The sequence below is a fragment of the Pseudomonas sp. GW821-FHT09H03 genome, assembly GCF_059415945.1.
Genome location: NZ_JBWKOF010000015.1, coordinates 86,276 through 105,463, shown reverse-complemented (window position 1 = coordinate 105,463; position 19,188 = coordinate 86,276). Strand labels below are relative to the sequence as shown.

The 19,188-nt window shown below is 62.3% G+C and carries 14 protein-coding genes; 7 read left to right on the top strand and 7 right to left on the bottom strand.

Annotation, left to right across the window (positions count from 1 at the left end; translation table 11 throughout):
* The first annotated feature begins 6 nt into the window (after positions 1-6).
* Positions 7-1,092 (top strand): LLM class flavin-dependent oxidoreductase, encoded by a 1,086-nt coding sequence (locus AC07OG_RS20980; RefSeq protein ID WP_495067977.1) that lies wholly within the window; start codon positions 7-9, stop codon positions 1,090-1,092.
* A 137-nt stretch (positions 1,093-1,229) separates the two neighbouring features.
* Here AC07OG_RS20980 and AC07OG_RS20975 read toward each other — a convergent pair whose 3' ends face one another.
* The 7 genes from AC07OG_RS20975 to AC07OG_RS20945 all read right to left on the bottom strand — a co-directional run bounded on the left by AC07OG_RS20975 (position 1,230) and on the right by AC07OG_RS20945 (position 9,731).
* Positions 1,230-3,044 carry a dipeptide ABC transporter ATP-binding protein gene (locus tag AC07OG_RS20975; protein WP_495067976.1) on the bottom strand — a complete coding sequence of 605 codons (1,815 nt, stop codon included), beginning with the start codon at positions 3,042-3,044 and terminating at the stop codon, positions 1,230-1,232.
* Positions 3,041-3,880, bottom strand: coding sequence for an ABC transporter permease (locus AC07OG_RS20970; protein ID WP_495067975.1), 840 nt, complete (start codon positions 3,878-3,880; stop codon positions 3,041-3,043). The genes AC07OG_RS20975 and AC07OG_RS20970 overlap by 4 nt, the downstream gene beginning before the upstream one ends.
* Before the next feature lie 10 nt (positions 3,881-3,890).
* A complete protein-coding gene (locus AC07OG_RS20965; RefSeq protein WP_218425951.1) occupies positions 3,891-4,952 on the bottom strand; it encodes an ABC transporter permease in 1,062 nt (353 codons plus the stop codon).
* Positions 4,945-6,516 carry an ABC transporter substrate-binding protein gene (locus tag AC07OG_RS20960; protein WP_495067974.1) on the bottom strand — a complete coding sequence of 524 codons (1,572 nt, stop codon included), beginning with the start codon at positions 6,514-6,516 and terminating at the stop codon, positions 4,945-4,947. The genes AC07OG_RS20965 and AC07OG_RS20960 overlap by 8 nt, the downstream gene beginning before the upstream one ends.
* A gap of 10 nt (positions 6,517-6,526) precedes the next feature.
* Positions 6,527-7,726 (bottom strand): LLM class flavin-dependent oxidoreductase, encoded by a 1,200-nt coding sequence (locus tag AC07OG_RS20955; RefSeq protein ID WP_495067973.1) that lies wholly within the window; start codon positions 7,724-7,726, stop codon positions 6,527-6,529.
* Positions 7,727-7,928: 202 nt separating this feature from the next.
* Entirely contained in the window at positions 7,929-8,660 is a 732-nt protein-coding gene (locus AC07OG_RS20950) for a class II aldolase/adducin family protein (RefSeq protein ID WP_218425948.1), read from the bottom strand.
* Between the two features lie 15 nt (positions 8,661-8,675).
* Positions 8,676-9,731: an ABC transporter substrate-binding protein gene (locus AC07OG_RS20945; protein ID WP_495067972.1), complete on the bottom strand. Its 1,056-nt coding sequence runs from the start codon at positions 9,729-9,731 to the stop codon at positions 8,676-8,678.
* Positions 9,732-10,136: 405 nt separating this feature from the next.
* Here AC07OG_RS20945 and AC07OG_RS20940 point away from each other — a divergent pair, with 405 nt between their 5' ends.
* From AC07OG_RS20940 to AC07OG_RS20915, 6 genes are all read left to right on the top strand, one after another.
* Positions 10,137-11,405 carry an acyl-CoA dehydrogenase family protein gene (locus AC07OG_RS20940; RefSeq protein WP_495067971.1) on the top strand — a complete coding sequence of 423 codons (1,269 nt, stop codon included), beginning with the start codon at positions 10,137-10,139 and terminating at the stop codon, positions 11,403-11,405.
* 97 nt (positions 11,406-11,502) lie between these two features.
* Complete coding sequence (locus AC07OG_RS20935) at positions 11,503-13,284, top strand: ABC transporter ATP-binding protein (protein ID WP_495067970.1); 1,782 nt, start codon at positions 11,503-11,505, stop codon at positions 13,282-13,284.
* Complete coding sequence (locus tag AC07OG_RS20930) at positions 13,277-15,145, top strand: ABC transporter ATP-binding protein (protein WP_495067969.1); 1,869 nt, start codon at positions 13,277-13,279, stop codon at positions 15,143-15,145. The genes AC07OG_RS20935 and AC07OG_RS20930 overlap by 8 nt, the downstream gene beginning before the upstream one ends.
* 328 nt (positions 15,146-15,473) lie before the next feature.
* Entirely contained in the window at positions 15,474-16,634 is a 1,161-nt protein-coding gene (locus AC07OG_RS20925; protein WP_218425943.1) for an LLM class flavin-dependent oxidoreductase, read from the top strand.
* 20 nt (positions 16,635-16,654) lie between these two features.
* Positions 16,655-17,707, top strand: a complete 1,053-nt coding sequence (locus AC07OG_RS20920) for an ABC transporter substrate-binding protein (RefSeq protein ID WP_495067968.1) — start codon at positions 16,655-16,657, stop codon at positions 17,705-17,707.
* Positions 17,708-17,743: 36 nt separating this feature from the next.
* Positions 17,744-18,802, top strand: coding sequence for an ABC transporter substrate-binding protein (locus AC07OG_RS20915; RefSeq protein ID WP_218425941.1), 1,059 nt, complete (start codon positions 17,744-17,746; stop codon positions 18,800-18,802).
* Positions 18,803-19,188 lie beyond the last annotated feature (386 nt).

Here is a 19,188-nt window from a genome sequence, read left to right as displayed (position 1 = left end):
GTTCCCATGTCCATTGAATTTGTCGGCATGATTTTCCCCCGCCAGTGGTCCGAGACCCGAGGCGTGCGCAGCCCGGATTTCGATCTGGACTTTATCCGCCACCACGCCCGCGCCCATGAGCATGCCGGCTTCGACCGGGTGCTGATCGCCAGCGGTCCGGGTAGCGCCGACAGCTTGCAGATCGCCGCCTACGCCGCCGCTCACACCGAACGCCTGGGGTTCATGATCGCCCACCGCCCGGGTCTCACCGCCCCGACGGTCGCGGCCCGGGCTTTCGCGACGCTCGATCACACCACCGGCGGCGGGCGGATTCGCCTGCATGCCATCACTGGGATCACCGCCGAGCCTCAGGAAGGCGACTTCCTGCTGGACAAGACCGAGCGCTACAAACGGACCGATGAATACCTGGAAATCGTCCGCCGGACGTGGACCGCCGAGGAGCCTTTCGACTTCGAAGGGAAATACTTCAACATCAAGGGTGCGTTCTCGCCGGTCAAGCCGTTGCAGCAGCCGCACATCCCGATTTCCTTTGGCGGGTCGTCGGATATTGCCTATCAAATCGCGGTGAAACACGCGGACCTGTATGCGTTGTGGGGTGAGCCATTGAGCGGCGTGGCCGAACAGATCGGCAAACTGCGCGCAGCTGCCAGCGCGGCGGGGGTCGCGGCACCGCGGGTCAGTCTGTCGGTGCGTTTGATTCTGGGGGCGACCGAGGAACTGGCGTGGCAACGGGCGCAGCAGATCCTGGAGCAGATCAAGGCCAACCCGCAGTTTGCAGCCGGCAGCCCTTGGCAAAAACGCATCAAGGGCACCGGCTCCGAACGCTTGCTCGCCGCCGCAGCCCTGGGCGATCGCCATGACCGCGCACTGTGGATGCCCACCGCCACCGCCGTCGGCGCCTACGGCGACACCACCGCCCTGGTCGGCACCCCGGAAACCGTGGCCCAGGCCTTGCTCGATTACGTCGATCTGGGCGTGACCACATTCCTCAACCGTGGCTACGATCCGCTCTACGACACCGTGGATTATGGCCGCTGGATCATCCCCGCCGTGCGCGAAGAAGCACGTCGTCGCAAGGCGCGGGTCGCGTAAGCACTTCGCAATGTACACCAACGCCATCGCCAGCAAGCCGGCGCCTACAGGACCGTATACACACGCCCCCTTGCAGGAGCCGGCTTGCTGGCGATGGCGGCATGACATCCACCACCGAATACCTGACAACCCTGCGCCTAATAATCCCCACCCGCCAACGTCGGCGAATTCTCCAGCAACGTGCGTGTATACGCCGCCTGCGGCTGGTCCAGTACGGCATCCACCCGCCCCTGCTCCACCACACGCCCCAACTTCAACACCAACACCCGGTCGGCAATGGCGCGGACCACACCCAGGTCGTGGGTAACGAACAGCAGCGTCAGCCCTTCCCCTTGCAATCGCCGCAACAACGCCAGAATCGATGCCTGTACCGACACGTCCAGGGCCGAGGTGATTTCGTCGCAGATCAGAAGCTTTGGTTCACAAACCAACGCCCGCGCAATCGCCACGCGTTGACGCTCGCCCCCGGACAAGCTGTGGGGATACTGATCCGCCACCGAGGCCGGCAGCGAAACCCGTTTGAGCACTGCATCCACACGTTCCCGAGCGGCTGCACCCTTGAGACCGAAGAAATGCTCCAGCGGCGCACTCAAGGTTTGATACACCGTTTGCCGCGGGTTCAGCGCCCGGTACGGATTCTGGAAGATGTACTGGATCTGATGCCGTTGCGCACCGTCACGTTGACGCGCCGACAGGCTCAACAACCCGCCCGCGTAATGCACTTCACCCTCGGCATTTTCTCCCAGCCCGGCAATGGCGCGGGCCAGGCTGGTCTTGCCGGAGCCGGACTCACCCACCAGTGCAAGGCATTCGCCGGCCGCCACACGCAACGACACATCGAACAGCACCTGACGGTCATAAGCCACGTTCAGGTCCTTGATCTCCAGCAACGGCGTGAGCTCCAACGCCGCGGTGACTGGCGCCAAAACGCTTTGGCCGACCAGTTCCAAAACCTGAAGATGGGGAGCCAGACACGCCACCCGCTGCTGTGACGACACGTCCTGCAACTGCGGCTCAACCACCGAACACGCCGCGACACGCCGGGCACACCGAGGCGCGAAGGCACAGCCTTGTGGCCTCTGCCCCGGTGCCGGTGCTTGCCCCGGAATCGCCAGCAGATCCCGGCGTTGCGCCACATCGGGAATCGCCGCCAGCAAGCCGCGGGTGTAAGGATGCGCCGGCCGATGGAACAGCACTTCACGCTGTGCGACTTCGACGATACGCCCGGCGTACATCACCATCACCCGGTCCACCAGATCCTTGATTACCGCCAGGTCATGGGACACATACACCGCCGCCACACCCAGGCTTTTGCACAATCGGCGTAACGTGGCGAGGATGTGCGCCTGGGTGGTCACATCCAGTGCGGTCGTCGGCTCATCGAGGACAATCAATGCCGGGCGCAAGACAAAGGCCAGCGCCAGCATCACCCGTTGCTGCTGCCCGCCAGACAACTGATGGGGGAAGCGCTGCAAAAAAGCCGCGTCATCGGGCAACCCGACATCCCGCAAGGTCTCGACGATGCGCTGCTGTTGCGCCGTGCGATCGAGTTCGACCTGGTGAACGCCAAGGGTTTCGCGCAGCAAACTGCCGATACGCAGCGCCGGATTCAGCGCGGTCGCCGGGTCCTGGGCCACATAACCAATCAGGCTGCCCCGGGCTCGACGCAGGTCTTCGCCCGCCAGGGTCAGCAATGATTGACCGGACACCTCGACCTGACCGCCGACGATCCGCGCGCCCCTTCGAGCATGGGCCAGCAAGGCGGTGGCCAGGGTGGTCTTGCCGGAACCGGACTCGCCGACCAACCCAAGAATTTCTCCGCGTTCAAGGCTGAAGGTCACCCCGGACAGCACATCGATCTGCCCCGGTAACTCGACCCGCAGATCGCGAACCTGCAAAACGTGCGTCGTCTGCACAGTAGAGCGGGATTCAATCCCGGCAATGGCGTTCATGGCTGTTTCTCTCCGATCCTGGAACTGCTGCGGCCGATGCCTTCGGCCAGAATGTTGGTGCCATAGGCGAAGATGCCGATCAGGATGGCCGGGGCCAGTACCGCCCAGGGTTGGACCAGCAGGCCCGCCTGGTTCTCGTTAATCATCAGCCCCCAGTCAGCGGTTGGCGGCGCCACGCCATAACCGAGAAAACTCAAGCCCGAGAGCATCCCCACACCCCAGGTCAGCATGTTGCCGAAGTGCACCAACAGCGGCGTGAGGATGTTCGGCAGGATTTCCTTGAACAGAATCCGCCGCCTTGAATAGCCCATCATCTGTGCGGCCTCGACGAACTCCTGCCCCGCCACCGCCACCGCGCTGCTACGGGCCAGACGAATCACGCCTGGGGTGAAAGCGATGGATACGGTCAACACAATCAGCCAGGGCGCGCGTCCCAGCATGGAGACAATCAGCAGCACCAGAATCAGGTCGGGAAACGCCAGCGACACGTCCGCCAGCCAGGTGATCAATTGATCCAGGCGCCGCCGGGAAAGTCCCGCCAACAACCCCAGAGTGCTGCCGGCCAACAGTGCGATCGAGGCCGCCGCCACCGACATCCACAACACCGATACGCCGCCGCTGAGCAAGCGCGACAACACGTCATGCCCGAGAAAATCGTAGCCCAGCAACGCCGCGCCCACCGGCGCGCCATACACCGAACCGACCATGTCCGTCGGGCTGTGGGGCGCCAGTAACGGGCCAAGCAATGCCAGCGCCACCACCGCCAGAGTGATCAACGCACCCTTGCGGGTTTGCGGTTCCGCCAGCCACAAGTGCCAACGTCGGGATTGAGTCATGCATCACCTCTCAAGGCGCCTTGGATGGGGAGCGTCGCCACCAGGGCTGGATGCCCCGACGGTTACGCTGGATCATGGTGACCCGGCGCGCGGTGCGCAGTTTCGGGGTCAGCAGTACTGTCAGCAGATCCGCGAACAGGTTGATTAGCACCACGCCCAGGGTGATCACCAGCACGATGGCCTGGACCATCGGCAAATCGCGCATCTGGATCGCCGAATTGAGCGAGGTGCCGATGCCCGGATAGCTGAAGATCACCTCGGCCAACAGCGCTCCGCCGATCAACGTGCGCAGGGTCAGGGCCACGCCCTGGATCGCCGGAATCAGTGCATTGGGCAAGGTGTGACGCCAGACGATTCGCCACTCGGGAATACCCCGCAGCCTGGCGGCGACCACGTAGTCGGACTCAAGCGCTTCGATCATCGACGCCCGCACCATGCGCGTCAGGTACGGCAATGCCGAGAGGCTCAGGGCCAGCACCGGCAGCACCAGAAATTGCAATTGGCGCAGCAGCGATTTGTCCGGATCGAGAATCGACACTGCCGGCAACACGTCCATGTGCGGCATGGAAAACAGCAACACCAGGCCGATGGCCAGGAGAAAACCTGGCGTGGCCTTGAGGAAAATCAACAGCGACAAGCTCCAGCGATCCAGGCGACTGTCACGTCGCAAGGCCAGTGAAACGCCGAGCAGCAACGCCACCGGCACCACCAGCGCGATCACCCCGGCGAGCAACGCCAGGGTGTAGCCAAAGCGACCGAACAGGATGCTGCCCACCGCCACGTTGGAGTCCAGTGACACGCCCAGTTCACCACTCAAGGCATGGCCCAACCAGCGCAGGTATTGCTCGATGATCGGCCGGTCCAGGCCCAACTGGCGTTGCAAAGTGAGGATGCTTTCCAGCGGCGCATCAGGGCCGAGGATCACTCGTGCCGGGTCCGAAGGCAGAGCCTGGGTGGCGATGAACACCACCAGGCTGATGACCCACGCGGTCAGCAGGCCGTAGCCCAATCGTCCGATGAACCAAGACAACCAGGCTGGCGTGCGCGGGGTTTTGCAGGACGGCTCAGGCATGGTTCACCCACACTTCATCGAAACGCCATGAAGCAAATGTCGTCTGTTCCGGTGCCAATCCACCGACCCGAACAGAGGCTGCATCCAGCACGTCATTGAAGCCCCAGATCAGCAAACCGCCGCGCTCGTGCTGGATGCTTTGCGCTTCATGCACCAGCAGCTTGCGCCGCTCCAGATCGGGTTGAGCCAGCGCCTGTTGGTACAGCGAAGTGAAACGTTCGTCGTGGAAATTGCTGCGGTTGTAGATGGCCTGCGGCGCGTCGTTGTGCAGCGCCGATGCAAGGAAACCCCGAGCCGGCGTCGAGCCCGGCGATAACAACCAGTTTTCCCGTTGCGGACCGTTGAACACCGAGCCATCGACCTGGGTGACCTTGACATCGACCCCGGCCTTTTTCGCTTGCTGGGCAAACACCAGCGCTGCGTTGACGCCCGGCCCCGGCGTGGTGGTCAGCTCCACCCGCAAATCGTCCTGCCCGGCCTGACGCAAGAGTGAGCGCGCCTGTTCCAGATCGTACGGACGCTGGGCAATGCTGTGGTTGTACGTCGGGTCGTGGGGCGAATACAGGTCATTGGCGATGCGCCCGAAACCATTGAGCCCGCGGTCGACCAGCTCACGACGGTCAGCCAGCAGACGGAACGCCTGGCGCACTCGCACATCCTGAAACGGCGCCTTGGCCAGATTCAGATTGAAACCGGTAAACGACGTGCTGGGCGATGCATACAACTTAAGCCGCGAATCGGCCTTGAGCAGCGCGCTGTGTTCGGCCTGCACGCCGCTGGCAACATCGATTTGCCCGGCACGCAACGCCGCCGAACGGGACACCTGGTCCTTGAACTCGATGATTTCCAGTTCATCGGCATAGGGTTGCCCGGGCTTGTAGTAGTTTTCGAAACGCTGGTAGAGCGAACGCTGGCCGGGAATGAAACTCTTGAGTTTGTAGGGCCCGGCGCCGACCGGATTCGTGATCGGGTCGTAATCGGTGGGAACGATGCCGCCAAAACTGATCAGGGTTTCATCCAGCGGATAGAAGCTTTGCCCCTCCTTGAAGCGAATTTCGATGGTGCGCTCGTCCAGTTTGCGCAAGGCGTTGCGGTCGATCGCACCCACTAGCCCGGCAAAGGGCGACGCCAGTTTCGGGTCGGTCAGGCGCAGGATCGAGAACAGCATGTCGTCGGCGCCAATGCTCTTGCCATGGTGAAATTCCAGCCCCGGCTTGAGGCGAATGGTCCAGGCGCTGGCATCGGCATTGGGCTCGGCGAACTCGGCCAGGGCCAGGCGCGTGCTGACATCGGTGTTCCACTCCCAGAACTTGCTGTACAGCGCCCAGCCGCGAATGATCCCGCCGCCCACCGGTTTGTGCGCATCGAGGTTGCCTGACTGGTCGCCATCGATAATGCCAACCCGCAAACGACCGCCACGCACCGGCGTGCTGGACAGCGCCGCTGCGCCACTGACGGCCGCGCCACTGTCGCAACCGCTGAGCAGGCTGCTGCCGAGGATCAGGCCACCACCGACCGCGAGGCCGTTACCAAGAAAGCTGCGACGGGAAAATCCTTCGCTCATGACTGACTCCTCAGGCCCGCTCGACCGCGTTGGCGCGTTGCAGCGCAGGCGTCTCGGCCCGCAGGCGCGGCACGTCGAAACCGTGATCCAGGTCGAGCAACGGGAACAGCAGATCCGCCACCCGGTGCGCTTCATCGATCAACGGGAAACCGGAAAGAATGAACGCCGACGTGCCTTGGGCTTCGTATTCACGAATGCGCTCGGCGACCTGCTCGGCGCTGCCCACCAGATAAGTGCCGGCGGCCGGGCCGAGTATGTTGAAACCGAACAGGCTCGGGCCGAGCCAGACGTTGGGGTAGATCTCCAGGTCCCGGGCCTTGGGCAGGCGGCCTGCGCGGATGGTCTCGACGTTGCGCTGGATCTGAGGGTCATCGCTGTGGAAACTGTCCAGGGTTTCACCCGGGGGCAGTTGCCGTTCGATGGCCGTGCGGGCGGTTTGCAGCGAGGTGCGTTGCAGGAGTTTTTCGGCGTGAGCCCAGGCTTCCTCTTCGGTCTCACGGACGATGATTTGCAGGCGCGTGCCGAAGGTCAGTTCGCGACCGATCTTCGCTGCTTGCGCCGCCACTTTGCGAAACTTCTCGCCGAGTTTTGGCGGGGTGTTGGCGAAGCTCAGGTAGACGTCAAGCAACTGCACCGAGTGGGCAACGCCGGGGCCCGAAGTGCCTGCGCCCCATAACGGGATTCCAGGTTTCTGTTTTGGTGGGTGCCAGCCGCCCAACGGGTGATTGGCGGCGGCTGGCGAGCGTGGCGCGAGTTTGACGTATTGGCCGTCATAGCCCGAGGTGTCGCCGGCGTAGAAGCTCTGGAAGGCGCGCCAGTATTCGAGGCTGAAGTCGTAGCGCTCATCGTGGGCGTAATGCACGCCGAGGGTGGCCAGGCCGGCGTCGTTGCCGTTGACCACGTTGAACAACAAACGCCCGTTAGAGAATTGATCGAAGGTCAGCGCCCATTTGGCCAACACCGCTGGCGACAGTTCGCCGGGGTGTTGCGCCACCAGGAAACGCAGACGTTGCGTGGCATCGATCAAGGCGGCGCAAACGGCCAGGCTCTCATTGGGACTGGAACCCAGCAGCGACCCGTAATACCCCAGGCGATCACTGGCCACAGCCAGTTGCTTCAAATGTTCGAAATCGGTTTTCCAGCGCCCTTCAGGCTCCCACGGATAAGGTCCGTCGGGGGTGGTGAGGTACCAAAGTATTTTTACAGCCATGGGCGTGTTCCTTGGTTTATGTGTCGACCGTTCGGCCGTCATCGCCAGCAAGCCGGCTCCTACAGTCCAGACGTTGTGAACCGGATACCTGTGGGAGCCGGCCTGCCGGCGATGGGGCCCTCGAACCTTGCATTAATCTGCAGACCGCCATCGCTGGCAGGCCAGCTCCCACAAGGTCCGTGTTGACCGGGGGTTTGGCGGGTCAGGTGCGACGATCAATGGCGGGCACCAGGCCCAGTTCGGTCGCTTGGTCGTACAGTCCGCTCATTTTCCATTGCTGGGTCAGAACGCCCGGACCATAAGCACGCGACCCGCCCAAGGCGTCGGCGAGCAATTGCAGTTGCGCGCCCTCTTCCAGCAACAGGATGAACTCGGCGGTTGCACGCAAGCCTTGCTTGCCCCACACGGTCGAGCCGCCATTGGCTTCCAGAATCGCCAGGTTGAAGGGGTTCTCGGCGATCTTGTCGAGGATGAAATCCACTTCCTGCTGACGTCGGTCGATGTACACCGGCAGTTCCCGGGCCAGTTGATAACGCTGCACCGGCACGTAGTGGAATGGCAGGGTGCGATGGGTCTGCGCCCACGCGCCGAGATACGGCGAATGCACATGGGACACCGTGGTGATGTCGGCATGCTGCTGGAACAGTTTGGTGTAGCGACCGAACCCACCCTTGCCTTTGCCGTAGATCACCTTGCCTTCAAAATCGGTGACCGTCGCTTGCAGCGGCTTGCGGTAATTCCACGGGCCGCCGTAGTTGACCGACACCAGCAGCTCCTGACCCGGTACGCGCTCGATAAAACCGACGGTGCCATTGGCGGTGATGGTGTTGGTTTCACGGAACACGGTGAAGGCTTCCTCAGCCTCGACCAGCACCTTGTCGATGAAGTTCTTCAGTTCTTCGCTGATCAATTGCTCGTTTATAAGTACGGTCATGGCAGATCTCCAGATTCAGGCGCGGCGCTTGGCCAACAGTTCATGGGCGGCTTGCAACGGGCGCGGATCGACCCAGTCAGCGATGGAAAAATCGCGTTCCAGGAAGCCGTGCAGATACAGAAAATCTTTTTGCGTATCGAGAAACTCCAGTCGCTGCGCGGACAGGTCCGGTGCCAGCGTGGTGTGGAATTCGCCGCGATAGGCCTCGGCAACCCCGGCGCTGCCGGCGCGGGTTTCTTCTTCGAGAATGGTGTTCAGGGCATCGCGGTTATTGGCGGCCCAGTCAGCAGCGTTGAGGGTTTGCGCGAGAAATCGCACCACCAGGTCGAAATGATTGTCGAGCAGGCTCTGATGGACCGTGATCGGACGCGGCGTGCCGTTGTTGATGCGATAGCGCGGCTCGGCAATCAGGTCCAGGTCGATCCCCACCACCAGCCCGAGACGGCGTGCGGCGTCGGCGGCGGAAGCGCCTTTGACGTAGACCGCGTCCACCTCGCCGCGCACCAGGTAATCGAGACCCGACCACAGGCGTTGCAAGCCTTCCTGCGGGCTGGCTGCGCGTTGCTGATCTTGAAGCGCGACTTCCACCAGTTCGACATCATCGAAACCGAGCCCGGCCAGGCTCAGCGCACCTTTGTAACCGTGCAGGCTCATGGCCCGGGCGATGCTGCCCGGACGGGTTTCACCCCAGGCCGGAAGCGCCAGTCGCTTGCCTTTGAGGTCCTGCGGCCGGCTGATGCCGGAGTCCGGGCGGACCAGAATGGTCTGCCATTCTTCAATCCAGGTCAGGCCGATCAAGCGACTCGGCGCACCGGCTGCACGCGCCGCCAATGCCGGGACGTTTCCGCCTTCGCGAAACAGTCCCGGCAGTTCGTGATCGTAGTGGTGATGGCCCAGTTGTCGGGCCTCCTGCAAGGTCGAAACCGGCAGGCCATCGGCGGCGAATTCGTCGCTGAGCCAGCCTAGCTTGTAGGCGATTCCGGAGGCCGTCGGCACCGGGCAACGGGTGAACCAGATCTGGTCAAGTTTGGCTTGGGTATCGGGTCGGGTCTGTTTGGCAGCAAGCGTCATGGGCGGCTCCATCTGGTTGGGCAAGTCAGTCGCGGCGACTGTTGCCAGAGCTATTGCAGTGCCCGTGCCAAAAGCTGAAAGCCGCTGTTTTAGCGGCTTTCAGGTCAACCAGCGTAAATGAGCCGCCTCTAACTGCTGGCCTGCCAGCAGCGTTGCGCGGTGACTGCTGCTGTTCGAGCAATTGCCGCAAACCCGTTGCTTCCCCAGCAACACCCGCCACCCCTTCACAGCGACAAACCCAGCGCCGGGCAGGCTTTCGAGCCCTTGGCGCAGAACTTGCTCAAGGCCCTTTCACAAACCCGTAGAACGCCATCGTCGGAGCGCCGCCCGCAGTAAGCCGGCTCCTACAAGGGCGGTTCGTGTGGTTTTACGGGCAACAGCAGATCCATTATCAGAGGTACAACAATGAGCAAGGTTGAACACGATCCCGCCGGCCAACTGACCCAGGAACAGGCCCCCATTCGCCCGTTGCAAAGCGAAGCCCAGGCCATCGCGGTGGCCAGGGAAATCGCCCTGGAGATTGCCGAAATCGCCGCCGATGCCAGTCAGAACGGTCAACTGCCACGGCGCCAGGCGCAGCTGTTGTCCGAAAGTGGCCTGACCGCCATTGGCGTGCCTAAAGCGTTTGGCGGGCTCGGTGCTTCGGTGGAAACCATCGTCGAAACCGTGCGCCTCATTTCAGTGGCCGACGGCGGCGTCGGTCAGTTGCTGCAAATCCACAACGTCATGCTGCGGGGGATTTTCACCGGGTATTCCGACGAGATCCGCGACCGCTTGATCCGCGATGTATTGGCCGGCAAACGTTTCGGCAATGCCTTGGCCGAGGTGGGTGGCAAGAACAAGTTCGCGCTCAAGACCCGGGTCGAACGTCGCGCCGACGGCAAGCTTGTCCTCAACGGCAGCAAGTTCTACTCCACCGGTTCCTACCTGGCCGAGTGGATTTCCCTGACGGCCGCCAGCGACGACGGCGGTGCCGGGGTGCTGCTTAATCGCAATACCCCGGGCCTGACGCTGGTCGATGACTGGGAAGCTTTCGGTCAGAAAAACTCGGTCAGCGGTACGGTGATTTTCGACAACATTGAACTCGACGAAGGCTTCGTCTCCCAGCGCAAAGGACCGATGAAGCGCACGGGCCTGACATTCCCGCAGATTCTCCACGCGGCCATCGACACCGGTATTGCCGAAGGCGCGCTGTCGGCGGCGGTGCAATACCTCAACCACAACGCCCGCCCTTGGGTGGAAAGTGGCGTCGATCATGCCCATCAGGAGCCGCACATCATCAAACAGGTCGGCGAATACGCCGTGGCCTTGCGTGGTGCGCAATCTTTGCTGCGGGATGCGGCGCGGGTGTTCGATCAACATGAACTGGACCCGGACAACAAAGAGCTGCAAGACGAACTGATTCTCTCGGTGGCCACCGCGCGCGCTCATTCCGATGCGGCCTCGCTGAAGATCTCCAGCGATATCTTCTCCCTGCTCGGGGCCAGTTCATCTCTGAACAAATGGAACCTGGACCGCTTCTGGCGCAACGCCCGGGTCCACACCACCCACGATCCGATCCGCTGGCGCCTGCATCATGTCGGCAACTACTACCTCAACGGTGTCGACCCGGGCGAATACACCGCGATCCTCAACGCCAAGGAAAAACAGGGCGCCACCAGCCCCCGGCGTTGATTGGACGACCCCCATCGCCAGCAAGCCGTCTCCTACAGGTCCGTGTTTTGCGCGGTATCACTCGGTACGGCCTGGCATACCCCCACAGAGTATTTACATGATCGAAAAACACCCTCTTCTGCGCAGCCTGACGATTTACCGGGAGATGCCCTGGCGCTTCGCGCTGGTGGCGGCGCTGTTCGTTGCCGTGAACCTCGGGCTGGTCTGGCAGCAATGGCTGATCGGGCATGCGGTCAACGATGTCAGTGCCGGCCGCGCGGTAACCCGCCACGCCGATGGCAGCCTGGACGCCAGCCTCGGCTGGTATTGGTTGTGGCTGATGCTCGCCGTGGCCGTGGGCCGTGGCGTGTTGCAATACGCTGCCAGCGTGCTGTCGCTGGTGCTCAGCCAGGAACTGCTGACGCGTCTGCGCGAACGCATCCTGCACCAGGTCCAAACCCTGCACCTGGGCTATCACTGGCAACACGGCATGGGTGAAATGATCACGCGTACCACTCGCGACGCCGACAAGGTGCGCGATGCGCTAATCAGTTTCTGGCGCCAAGTGGTGGAAACGCCACTGGTGGTGCTGGCAACCGTCGGCCTGCTCAGTTGGTACAACCCGCTGCTGGGCCTGGTACCGTTGTTGCTCACCGGGTTCGGCCTGTGGATTTTCGTGCGCCAGACCGAACGCCTGGTCAGCCTCGATCGAGCGGTTGGCGAAGCCTATGACCGGGTCAATCAAGACCTCAGCGAAGGCATCAGCGGCGTGCGGGTGATCAAGTCGTTCGGCCTGGAGCACAGCCGCATTCAGCGCTTCGCCACGCAAGTTGCGGTGTTCGCCGACCATGCCCGCCTCGCCCTCGCCTACTCCAGTTCGCGCATCCCCCTGCCCCAGGCCGTCGTTGCGTTAGGGCATGTGTGGATTCTGATTTACGGCGCTCATCTGGTGGCCGCCGGCCAGTTGGGCATCGGCGAACTGGTAACTTCGCTACTGATCGCCACCACCCTGGTATTTCGCATCGAAGGCATTGGCCGCGTCATGCAGACCTTCGCCGACGCGCGCTCCAGCGCCGAGCGCATCTGGCAACTGCTGGACGAACCAGCCGCGATTCGAAGCGGTGCCGACAGCCTGCCCGACTCGCCATTGGGACTGAAACTGGAGCACGTCAGTGTCAGCGCCCCCGGCGGTGGACGAGAGATTCTGCAGGACTGCTCGCTGACGCTGCAGCCAGGTGAACTCGTCGCGCTGGTGGGCGCAACCGGCACCGGTAAAAGCCTGTTGGCCAGCCTGCTGCCGCGCCTGAGCGACATAAGTTCCGGTCGCTTGTTGATCGGTTCGGACAGTGCCGGTTGGCAGGACATCCGTCAGTTGAATCTGGACGAACTGAGACGGCGCGTACATGTAGTGCCCCAGGAAAGCTTTTTGTTTTCCGACACGCTTGCGGCCAATCTGCGGCTGACGGCGCCGCACGCCAGCGATGAACAACTGCGTCAGGGTTTGCGTTTGGCTGCTGCCGAAGACGTACTTGAACGTCTGCCCCAAGGCTTGGCCACGCCGCTCGGTGACCGTGGCGTGACGCTGTCTGGCGGTCAGCGCCAACGCTTGAGTCTGGCCCGCGCGCTGCTCGGTGAGCCGGACATCCTGTGCCTGGACGATGCCACCAGTGCGCTGGATGCGATCAGCGAACGCCAGGTTCTGAACAACATTCGTCAGTTGCGCCGAGACCAGGGTCGGGCAACGACCTTGCTGCTGATCTCCAGCAAGCTGTCGACCATTCTTCTGGCGGACCGCGTGCTGATGCTCCAGGACGGCCGGATCGTCGCCAGCGGCACCCATGCTGAACTCTTGAAAACCCATCCGGACTACCGCGACCTGCTAGGGATCGACCATGGCTAACCCAATCGCCGGCAAAGCCTTGAGCGATATCGAAATAGAAGAAATGCTGGCCAAAAAGGCCCTTGACCGCAGCATGTTCAGTCGGCTGCTGCCGCTGCTCAAACCGATTCGCCGCCACATTGCCGCAGTCATCGGCATTGAGCTTTTGCTGGTCTTCACCGTGTTCTTGCGCCCCTGGTTCGTCCGTGAATTGCTGGACCGTGGGCTGATTCAACAGGGCGATCACTGGTTGCTCGATGAACGCCTGGTACTCTGGCTCGGCTTGGGGCTGGCAGCCAGTTGGCTCGGGCGTTTCCTGCTCGCCGGGGTCTCGCAGTTTGTGGCGGGCAGTGCGGCGATTCGGGTCTTGAATGACCTGCGGGTGCGGGTGTTTGCGCATGTCCAGAGCCTGAGCGTGAGCTATTTCGACCGGACCAAGGCCGGACGGATCATTTCCCGTGTCGACCGGGACGTCGATGCCCTTGAACCGCTGCTGATCCAGGGCCCGCCTGAATTGCTGGGCGCCTTGCTGCGCTGTGGACTGGCGTCGGTAATGCTCTGGCGAATCGACCCACGGTTTTTTCTCAGTCTCGCCGCCACGGTGCCTTTGCTGGTGCTCGCGACCTGGAGTTTCAAACGCATCTCCCAGCGCAACTGGGCCAAGGTCGCGGAAAACCGCAGCCGCTTCACCGCGCATCTGGTGGAGAGCGTGAGCGGCGCGCGCATGTTGCAGCAGTGTGCCCAGCAAGCCCCGAACCTGCGGCGCTATCGCGGTCTGCTGGATGACTTCAATCATTCGCTGATTCGCGGCAGCCTGCGGTCCGGCTGGTTCGCCCCCTTTACCGCCCTGCTCAGTTCGGCCGGCATGGCAGTGCTGTTGCTGGTGGGCGCGTACGGTCTGGCGCAGGCGGATGTGACCGTGGGCCAGATCGCCGAGAGCCTGTTTTACGTGTTTCTGTTCCTCGGGCCATTGCAGGAACTGTCGGACTTGTTCGAGCGCTACGCCACCGGTTCGGCTTCGGCACAGCGAATCTTTCTGCTGCTCGACACCCGACCGGAAATCAACGACAGCGCCACACCGCAACGAGTGGGCAAAGCCCGGGGTGAAGTGCGTTTTGAACAGGCGCGGTTCAGCTACGATGGCAACAGTGCGTCGCCGGTGATCAACGACCTGGACCTGCACATTCCTGCCGGTGAGGTGCTGGCGATTGTCGGCCCCTCGGGCCATGGCAAGAGCACGCTGGTGCAGTTGTTGACGCGTTTCTATGAGGTGCAGTCGGGCGCGGTCCGGCTTGACGGGGTCGATGTTCGCCACCTGACCCAACATGAACTGCGGCGCAATGTCGGCGTGGTTTTGCAGGACAATGTGTTGTTCAGCGGCAGCATCCTCGACAACCTGCGACTGGCATCGCCCCATGCCGACGATGCGAGTCTGATTGCAGCAGCCCGGGAGCTGGGCGCGGATGAGGTGCTGGAGCGCCTGCCGCACCAGTATCAGACCGAAGTCGGGCCATTGGGTGGGCACTTGAGCCATGGGCAGCGGCAGTTGGTCTGCCTGGTGCGCGCCTACCTCGCTGACCCGGCGGTGTTGGTGCTGGACGAAGCGACCTCAGCCGTCGATATCCATACCGAGCGCCGAATACAGCGAGCATTTCGCCGACTCTGCGAAGGCCGCACCGCCATCATCATCGCCCATCGCCTGGCCACCATTCGCGATGCCGACCGCATCGTGGTCATTCGCCAGGGTCGCCTGGTCGAACAAGGGCCACACAGCCAATTGATCGAACAGGGTGGCGCTTACGCGGCGTTGTACCAGACCTATTTGCGCAGCGCCGAGGCCGGCTCGTCCATTGATGAGATCGTCGCCACAGCATCAGTGTGATCGCAACCGTCATCGCCGGAACGCCGCCCGCAGCAAGCCGGCTCCCACACAATCGGGTTCACAACACGGACCTGTAGGAGCTGGCTTGCTAGCGTTGGCGATTGCCAGTTCGCCTGAAAATTAACCTGTTGCACCCCGAGCAACCATTGCTGACGCACTGCTGCCACAGCAGCACCCTGATCCTCAATCCTTCCCCGCCCCCCTGCCAAACGCCCGGCCCTGCTGAGCAAAACCCGGCTCACCGCGCATGGCATGTCCGTTGCAATCATCCACTCAAAACGTCATCGCACCTACACGACGCAACGCGTAATTGAATCAGGAGCACCCTATGAGCACTGAGTTTTTCTGGCGCCTGCCGCTGGGCACCGATGGTCCGCAACTGACCACCGACAAACACAACCGCGGCAATCCCCACTATCGTCCAGGCAACATCGCACCCGGGCGTCTGCCCAATGGTGAACCGGACGACTTCACCTACATCGACTACATCGCCCAGGTCGCGAAAGCCGCCGAACTGGCCGGTTTCGAAGGCGCCCTGTTGCCCACCGGTCCGGAGCCATGGATCGCCGCAGCGGCACTGGCCCGGGAAACCCGCCGGATCAAATTCCTCATCGCCTTCCAGGCCACCTGGACCCTACCGGCCTATGCCGCGCAACAAGCGGCCATCCTGCAGAATCTCAGCCGCGGTCGCCTGGAGTGGAACATCATCACCGGGGGCAACCCGGCCAGTCAGCGGGCCAACGGCGACTTCCTCGAACATGACCTGCGCTACAAGCGCACCGGCGAGTTCCTCGACATCATCCAGGGGCTTTGGGAGAACGAGCGCTTCTCCTATGACGGCGATATCTATCAGCTGGAGAACGGTGCCCTGCCGCACGGTCTGCAAAACGAGCGCAAGCCCGGCGTGTACTTTTCCGGGTTCTCCGATGCGGCCCTGGATGTTGCCGCCAAACATGCCGACGTCTACCTGAACTGGGCCGAGCCCATCGACAAGCTCAAGCCGCACATCGATCGCGTGCGTGAACTGGCAGACAAACAGGGTCGCAGCGTGCGCTTCGGCCTGCGTGTCGACCTGTTCGCCCGGGAAACCGAAGAGCTGGCGTGGAAAGATTTGCGCCGCCAGTTCGACAAGCTCGAAGGCAAGAGCAGCGTGGTCGCCAAGGGTTTCGCCAGCGGCTCCGATTCGGTCGGTGGTGCTCGCCAGACCGCCTACCACCAAAACATCGACCGCTTCGACGACCTGATCATCGGTCCGAACCTGTGGGCCGGTTTCGCCAAGGCCAAACCGGGCCCGACCGTGGGTCTGGTGGGCAGCCACGAGAACATCGCCGAACGCCTGGTGGAGTACCGCGACGCCGGTTTCTCGACCTTCATCCTCGCCGGCAACCCACATCTGGAAGAAGCCCTGCGCATCGGTCAGGAAGTCCTGCCGCTGGTGCACCAACGCCCTGTCGCACAAACGGCATCTCATCTGAAAGCCAGCGCCTGAACGCTGCAGGAGACTTACCCATGACTCACCCCCTCGACACCCTCTGGTACACCCGCTGTCCCGTCCCCACCGGGCTGGGCATCGCCGTGCAAAAAGGCTGGCTGCAAGAGACTGTTGGTGCCTTGGGCACGCAGGTGCAGTCATTGCGCGAATCCGCCGACAAGGCTGTGCGCGAATCGCATTTCGATCACACCCTGCGCAACTCGGTACGCCACGGCGGCAACATCCCGGCGATCTGGGCCCGGGCTCAAGGCCGGGAGACGCGGGTCATTGGCCTGTCCTGGGCTGATGAAGTGCAACTGATCCTGACGCTTCCAGACAGCGGCATCAAAACCGTCAAGGACCTCAAGGGGCGCCGTTTCGGCTTGCCTGACTGGGCCGGTGCGCAGATCGACTTCACCCGCGCACAGGCTCTGCGCGGGCTGGAAAACGCCCTGCTGCTGGAAGGCTTGCAGGTCGGCGATGTGCAACTGGTGAACTACCGCTATGAGGGCACGTTCAGCGACCCGCAGGTCAGCACCGTGAACGGTACGCCGGTCAGCACCCAGCGGGTCGAGGGACGCAACCTGGAACTGGTCGGCCTGCTGCGCGGCGAGGTCGACGCGATTTTCCTCAAAGGCGCCAGCGCCGCCCGCCAGGCCCATGAGTTCGGCCTGCATACCGTGATCGACACCGGCTCGCACCCCGAACCGCTGATCCGCAGCAACAACGGCACGCCTCGCACGCTGGCAGTGGATCTGAACCTGCTGGACAACCACTTCGATGTTGCCACCGGCATTCTCGATTCCGTACGCCGCGCCGAACTTTGGGCCCACACCCACCCGGACGAAACGCGCCGCTACCTGGCCCGCGAAACCAACAGCAGCGAGTACTGGGTCAGCGCCGCTTATGGCAATGACGCACACCTGCGCTTGCGTACCGAACTGGATGAGCAAGCCATCGCCTCCCTGCAGGACTTCACCCACTTTCTGCATCGCTGGCGTTTCATCCCCAATAGCTTCGACGTGCGTGACTGGATCGATCGCCGGCCACTGGACGCGTTGCTGCAATCACACACCGCGCTGGCCGGATAACCCGCAAGGTTTAATGGACTCGAACTGAAGGCTTTTATGAGCAAACCACTCGATACGCTTTGGTACACCCACAGTCCGGTTCCCACAGGACTGGGCATCGCCGTGCAATCCGGTCGACTGGCGCAAGCCTTTCTGCCATTCGGCACCAACATTCAATCCCTGCGCGAGTCCAGCGAACGGGAAGTTCGCGAAGCACACTACGACCATCACCTGAAAAACTCGGTGCGCCACGGCGGTAATATCCCGGCCATCTGGGCCTACGCCAGCGGTGTACAGACCCGGGTGCTGGGGCTGTCCTGGAGCGACGAGGTGCAGTTGATCCTGACCACCGCAGAAAGCGGTGTGAAGACGGTTCGCGATCTGAAAAACCGCCGCTTCGGCGTGCCGAAATGGGCCAACGTGCAGATCGACTTCACCCGCGCCCAAGCCCTGCGCGGGCTGGAAAACGCCCTCAAGCTTGAAGGCCTTGAGGTGTCGGATGTCGAGTTGGTGGACTACCCCTATGGCGGTACCTACAGCGACGATCAGAAGCAGCATGTCTACGGTTCGGAAGTCAGCCTCGGTGTGACGCGCTTCAGCCGCCGCAACAACGAACTGATCGGTTTGTTGCGTGGCGACATCGACGCGATCTTCCTCAAGGGCGCGCATGCCGTGCACCTGGCCAACGAATTCGGCTTGCACGTGGTCATTGATACCGGCTCGCACCCTGACCCGCTGATTCGCTCGAACAACGGCACGCCACGGACGCTGACGGTTGACACTCGCTTGTTGAATGAACATTTCGATGCCAGCGTGAGGATTGTCGATACCGTGCTGCGCACCGAGCAATGGGCCTGGGCCAATCCGGACGAGACCCGGCGTTTTCTGGCCCGTGAATTGAACACCAGCGAATACTGGGTCGCTGCCGCCTACGGTGAAGACGCCCACCGGCGTTTACGCACGACGCTCGATACGCGTTCCATCGAGGCGTTGCAGGATTTCACTGACTTCCTGCACCGCTGGGACTTCATCCCGCGGCGATTCGATGTCCGGGACTGGATCGATTTCAGCGTGTTGGAAAATGTCATTGGTTCCACTTCCCGCCTGGCGGTTTGAAATCTTCGTCGCCCGCTACACCGCCATCGTCGGAACGCCGCCCGCAGCAAGCCGGCTCCTACAGAATCGGGTTCACACTGCGGACTTGTGGGAGCCGGCTTGCTGCGGGCGGCGTTCCGACGATAGCGTCTTCAAGGTCAACGAGTTGTTGACCTGGCAACACTCCCTCACTCAATGTTTGCTGCTCCAGCAACACCCGCCAAGCAACTTATGTTGAATCTTCGGCAAACGCTTTCAACGCGCAGTGGATTCAACTAAAAAAACCTTGAAACCCCTGAAAAATCACAACTTTATAAAATTTAATATCCTTTAAATACAGGCACTTAACAAAACTAAACCTTCCATAAATTCACTTGGCACGATCTCTGCTCTACCCCCATTAGTGA

Coding starts and splice junctions, on each gene's coding strand:
- AC07OG_RS20980 (WP_495067977.1), top strand. CDS start 7: ATGTCCATTGAATTTGTCGGCATGATTTTCCCCCGCCAGTGGTCCGAG.
- AC07OG_RS20975 (WP_495067976.1), bottom strand. CDS start 3,044: ATGAACGCCATTGCCGGGATTGAATCCCGCTCTACTGTGCAGACGACG.
- AC07OG_RS20970 (WP_495067975.1), bottom strand. CDS start 3,880: ATGACTCAATCCCGACGTTGGCACTTGTGGCTGGCGGAACCGCAAACC.
- AC07OG_RS20965 (WP_218425951.1), bottom strand. CDS start 4,952: ATGCCTGAGCCGTCCTGCAAAACCCCGCGCACGCCAGCCTGGTTGTCT.
- AC07OG_RS20960 (WP_495067974.1), bottom strand. CDS start 6,516: ATGAGCGAAGGATTTTCCCGTCGCAGCTTTCTTGGTAACGGCCTCGCG.
- AC07OG_RS20955 (WP_495067973.1), bottom strand. CDS start 7,726: ATGGCTGTAAAAATACTTTGGTACCTCACCACCCCCGACGGACCTTAT.
- AC07OG_RS20950 (WP_218425948.1), bottom strand. CDS start 8,660: ATGACCGTACTTATAAACGAGCAATTGATCAGCGAAGAACTGAAGAAC.
- AC07OG_RS20945 (WP_495067972.1), bottom strand. CDS start 9,731: ATGACGCTTGCTGCCAAACAGACCCGACCCGATACCCAAGCCAAACTT.
- AC07OG_RS20940 (WP_495067971.1), top strand. CDS start 10,137: ATGAGCAAGGTTGAACACGATCCCGCCGGCCAACTGACCCAGGAACAG.
- AC07OG_RS20935 (WP_495067970.1), top strand. CDS start 11,503: ATGATCGAAAAACACCCTCTTCTGCGCAGCCTGACGATTTACCGGGAG.
- AC07OG_RS20930 (WP_495067969.1), top strand. CDS start 13,277: ATGGCTAACCCAATCGCCGGCAAAGCCTTGAGCGATATCGAAATAGAA.
- AC07OG_RS20925 (WP_218425943.1), top strand. CDS start 15,474: ATGAGCACTGAGTTTTTCTGGCGCCTGCCGCTGGGCACCGATGGTCCG.
- AC07OG_RS20920 (WP_495067968.1), top strand. CDS start 16,655: ATGACTCACCCCCTCGACACCCTCTGGTACACCCGCTGTCCCGTCCCC.
- AC07OG_RS20915 (WP_218425941.1), top strand. CDS start 17,744: ATGAGCAAACCACTCGATACGCTTTGGTACACCCACAGTCCGGTTCCC.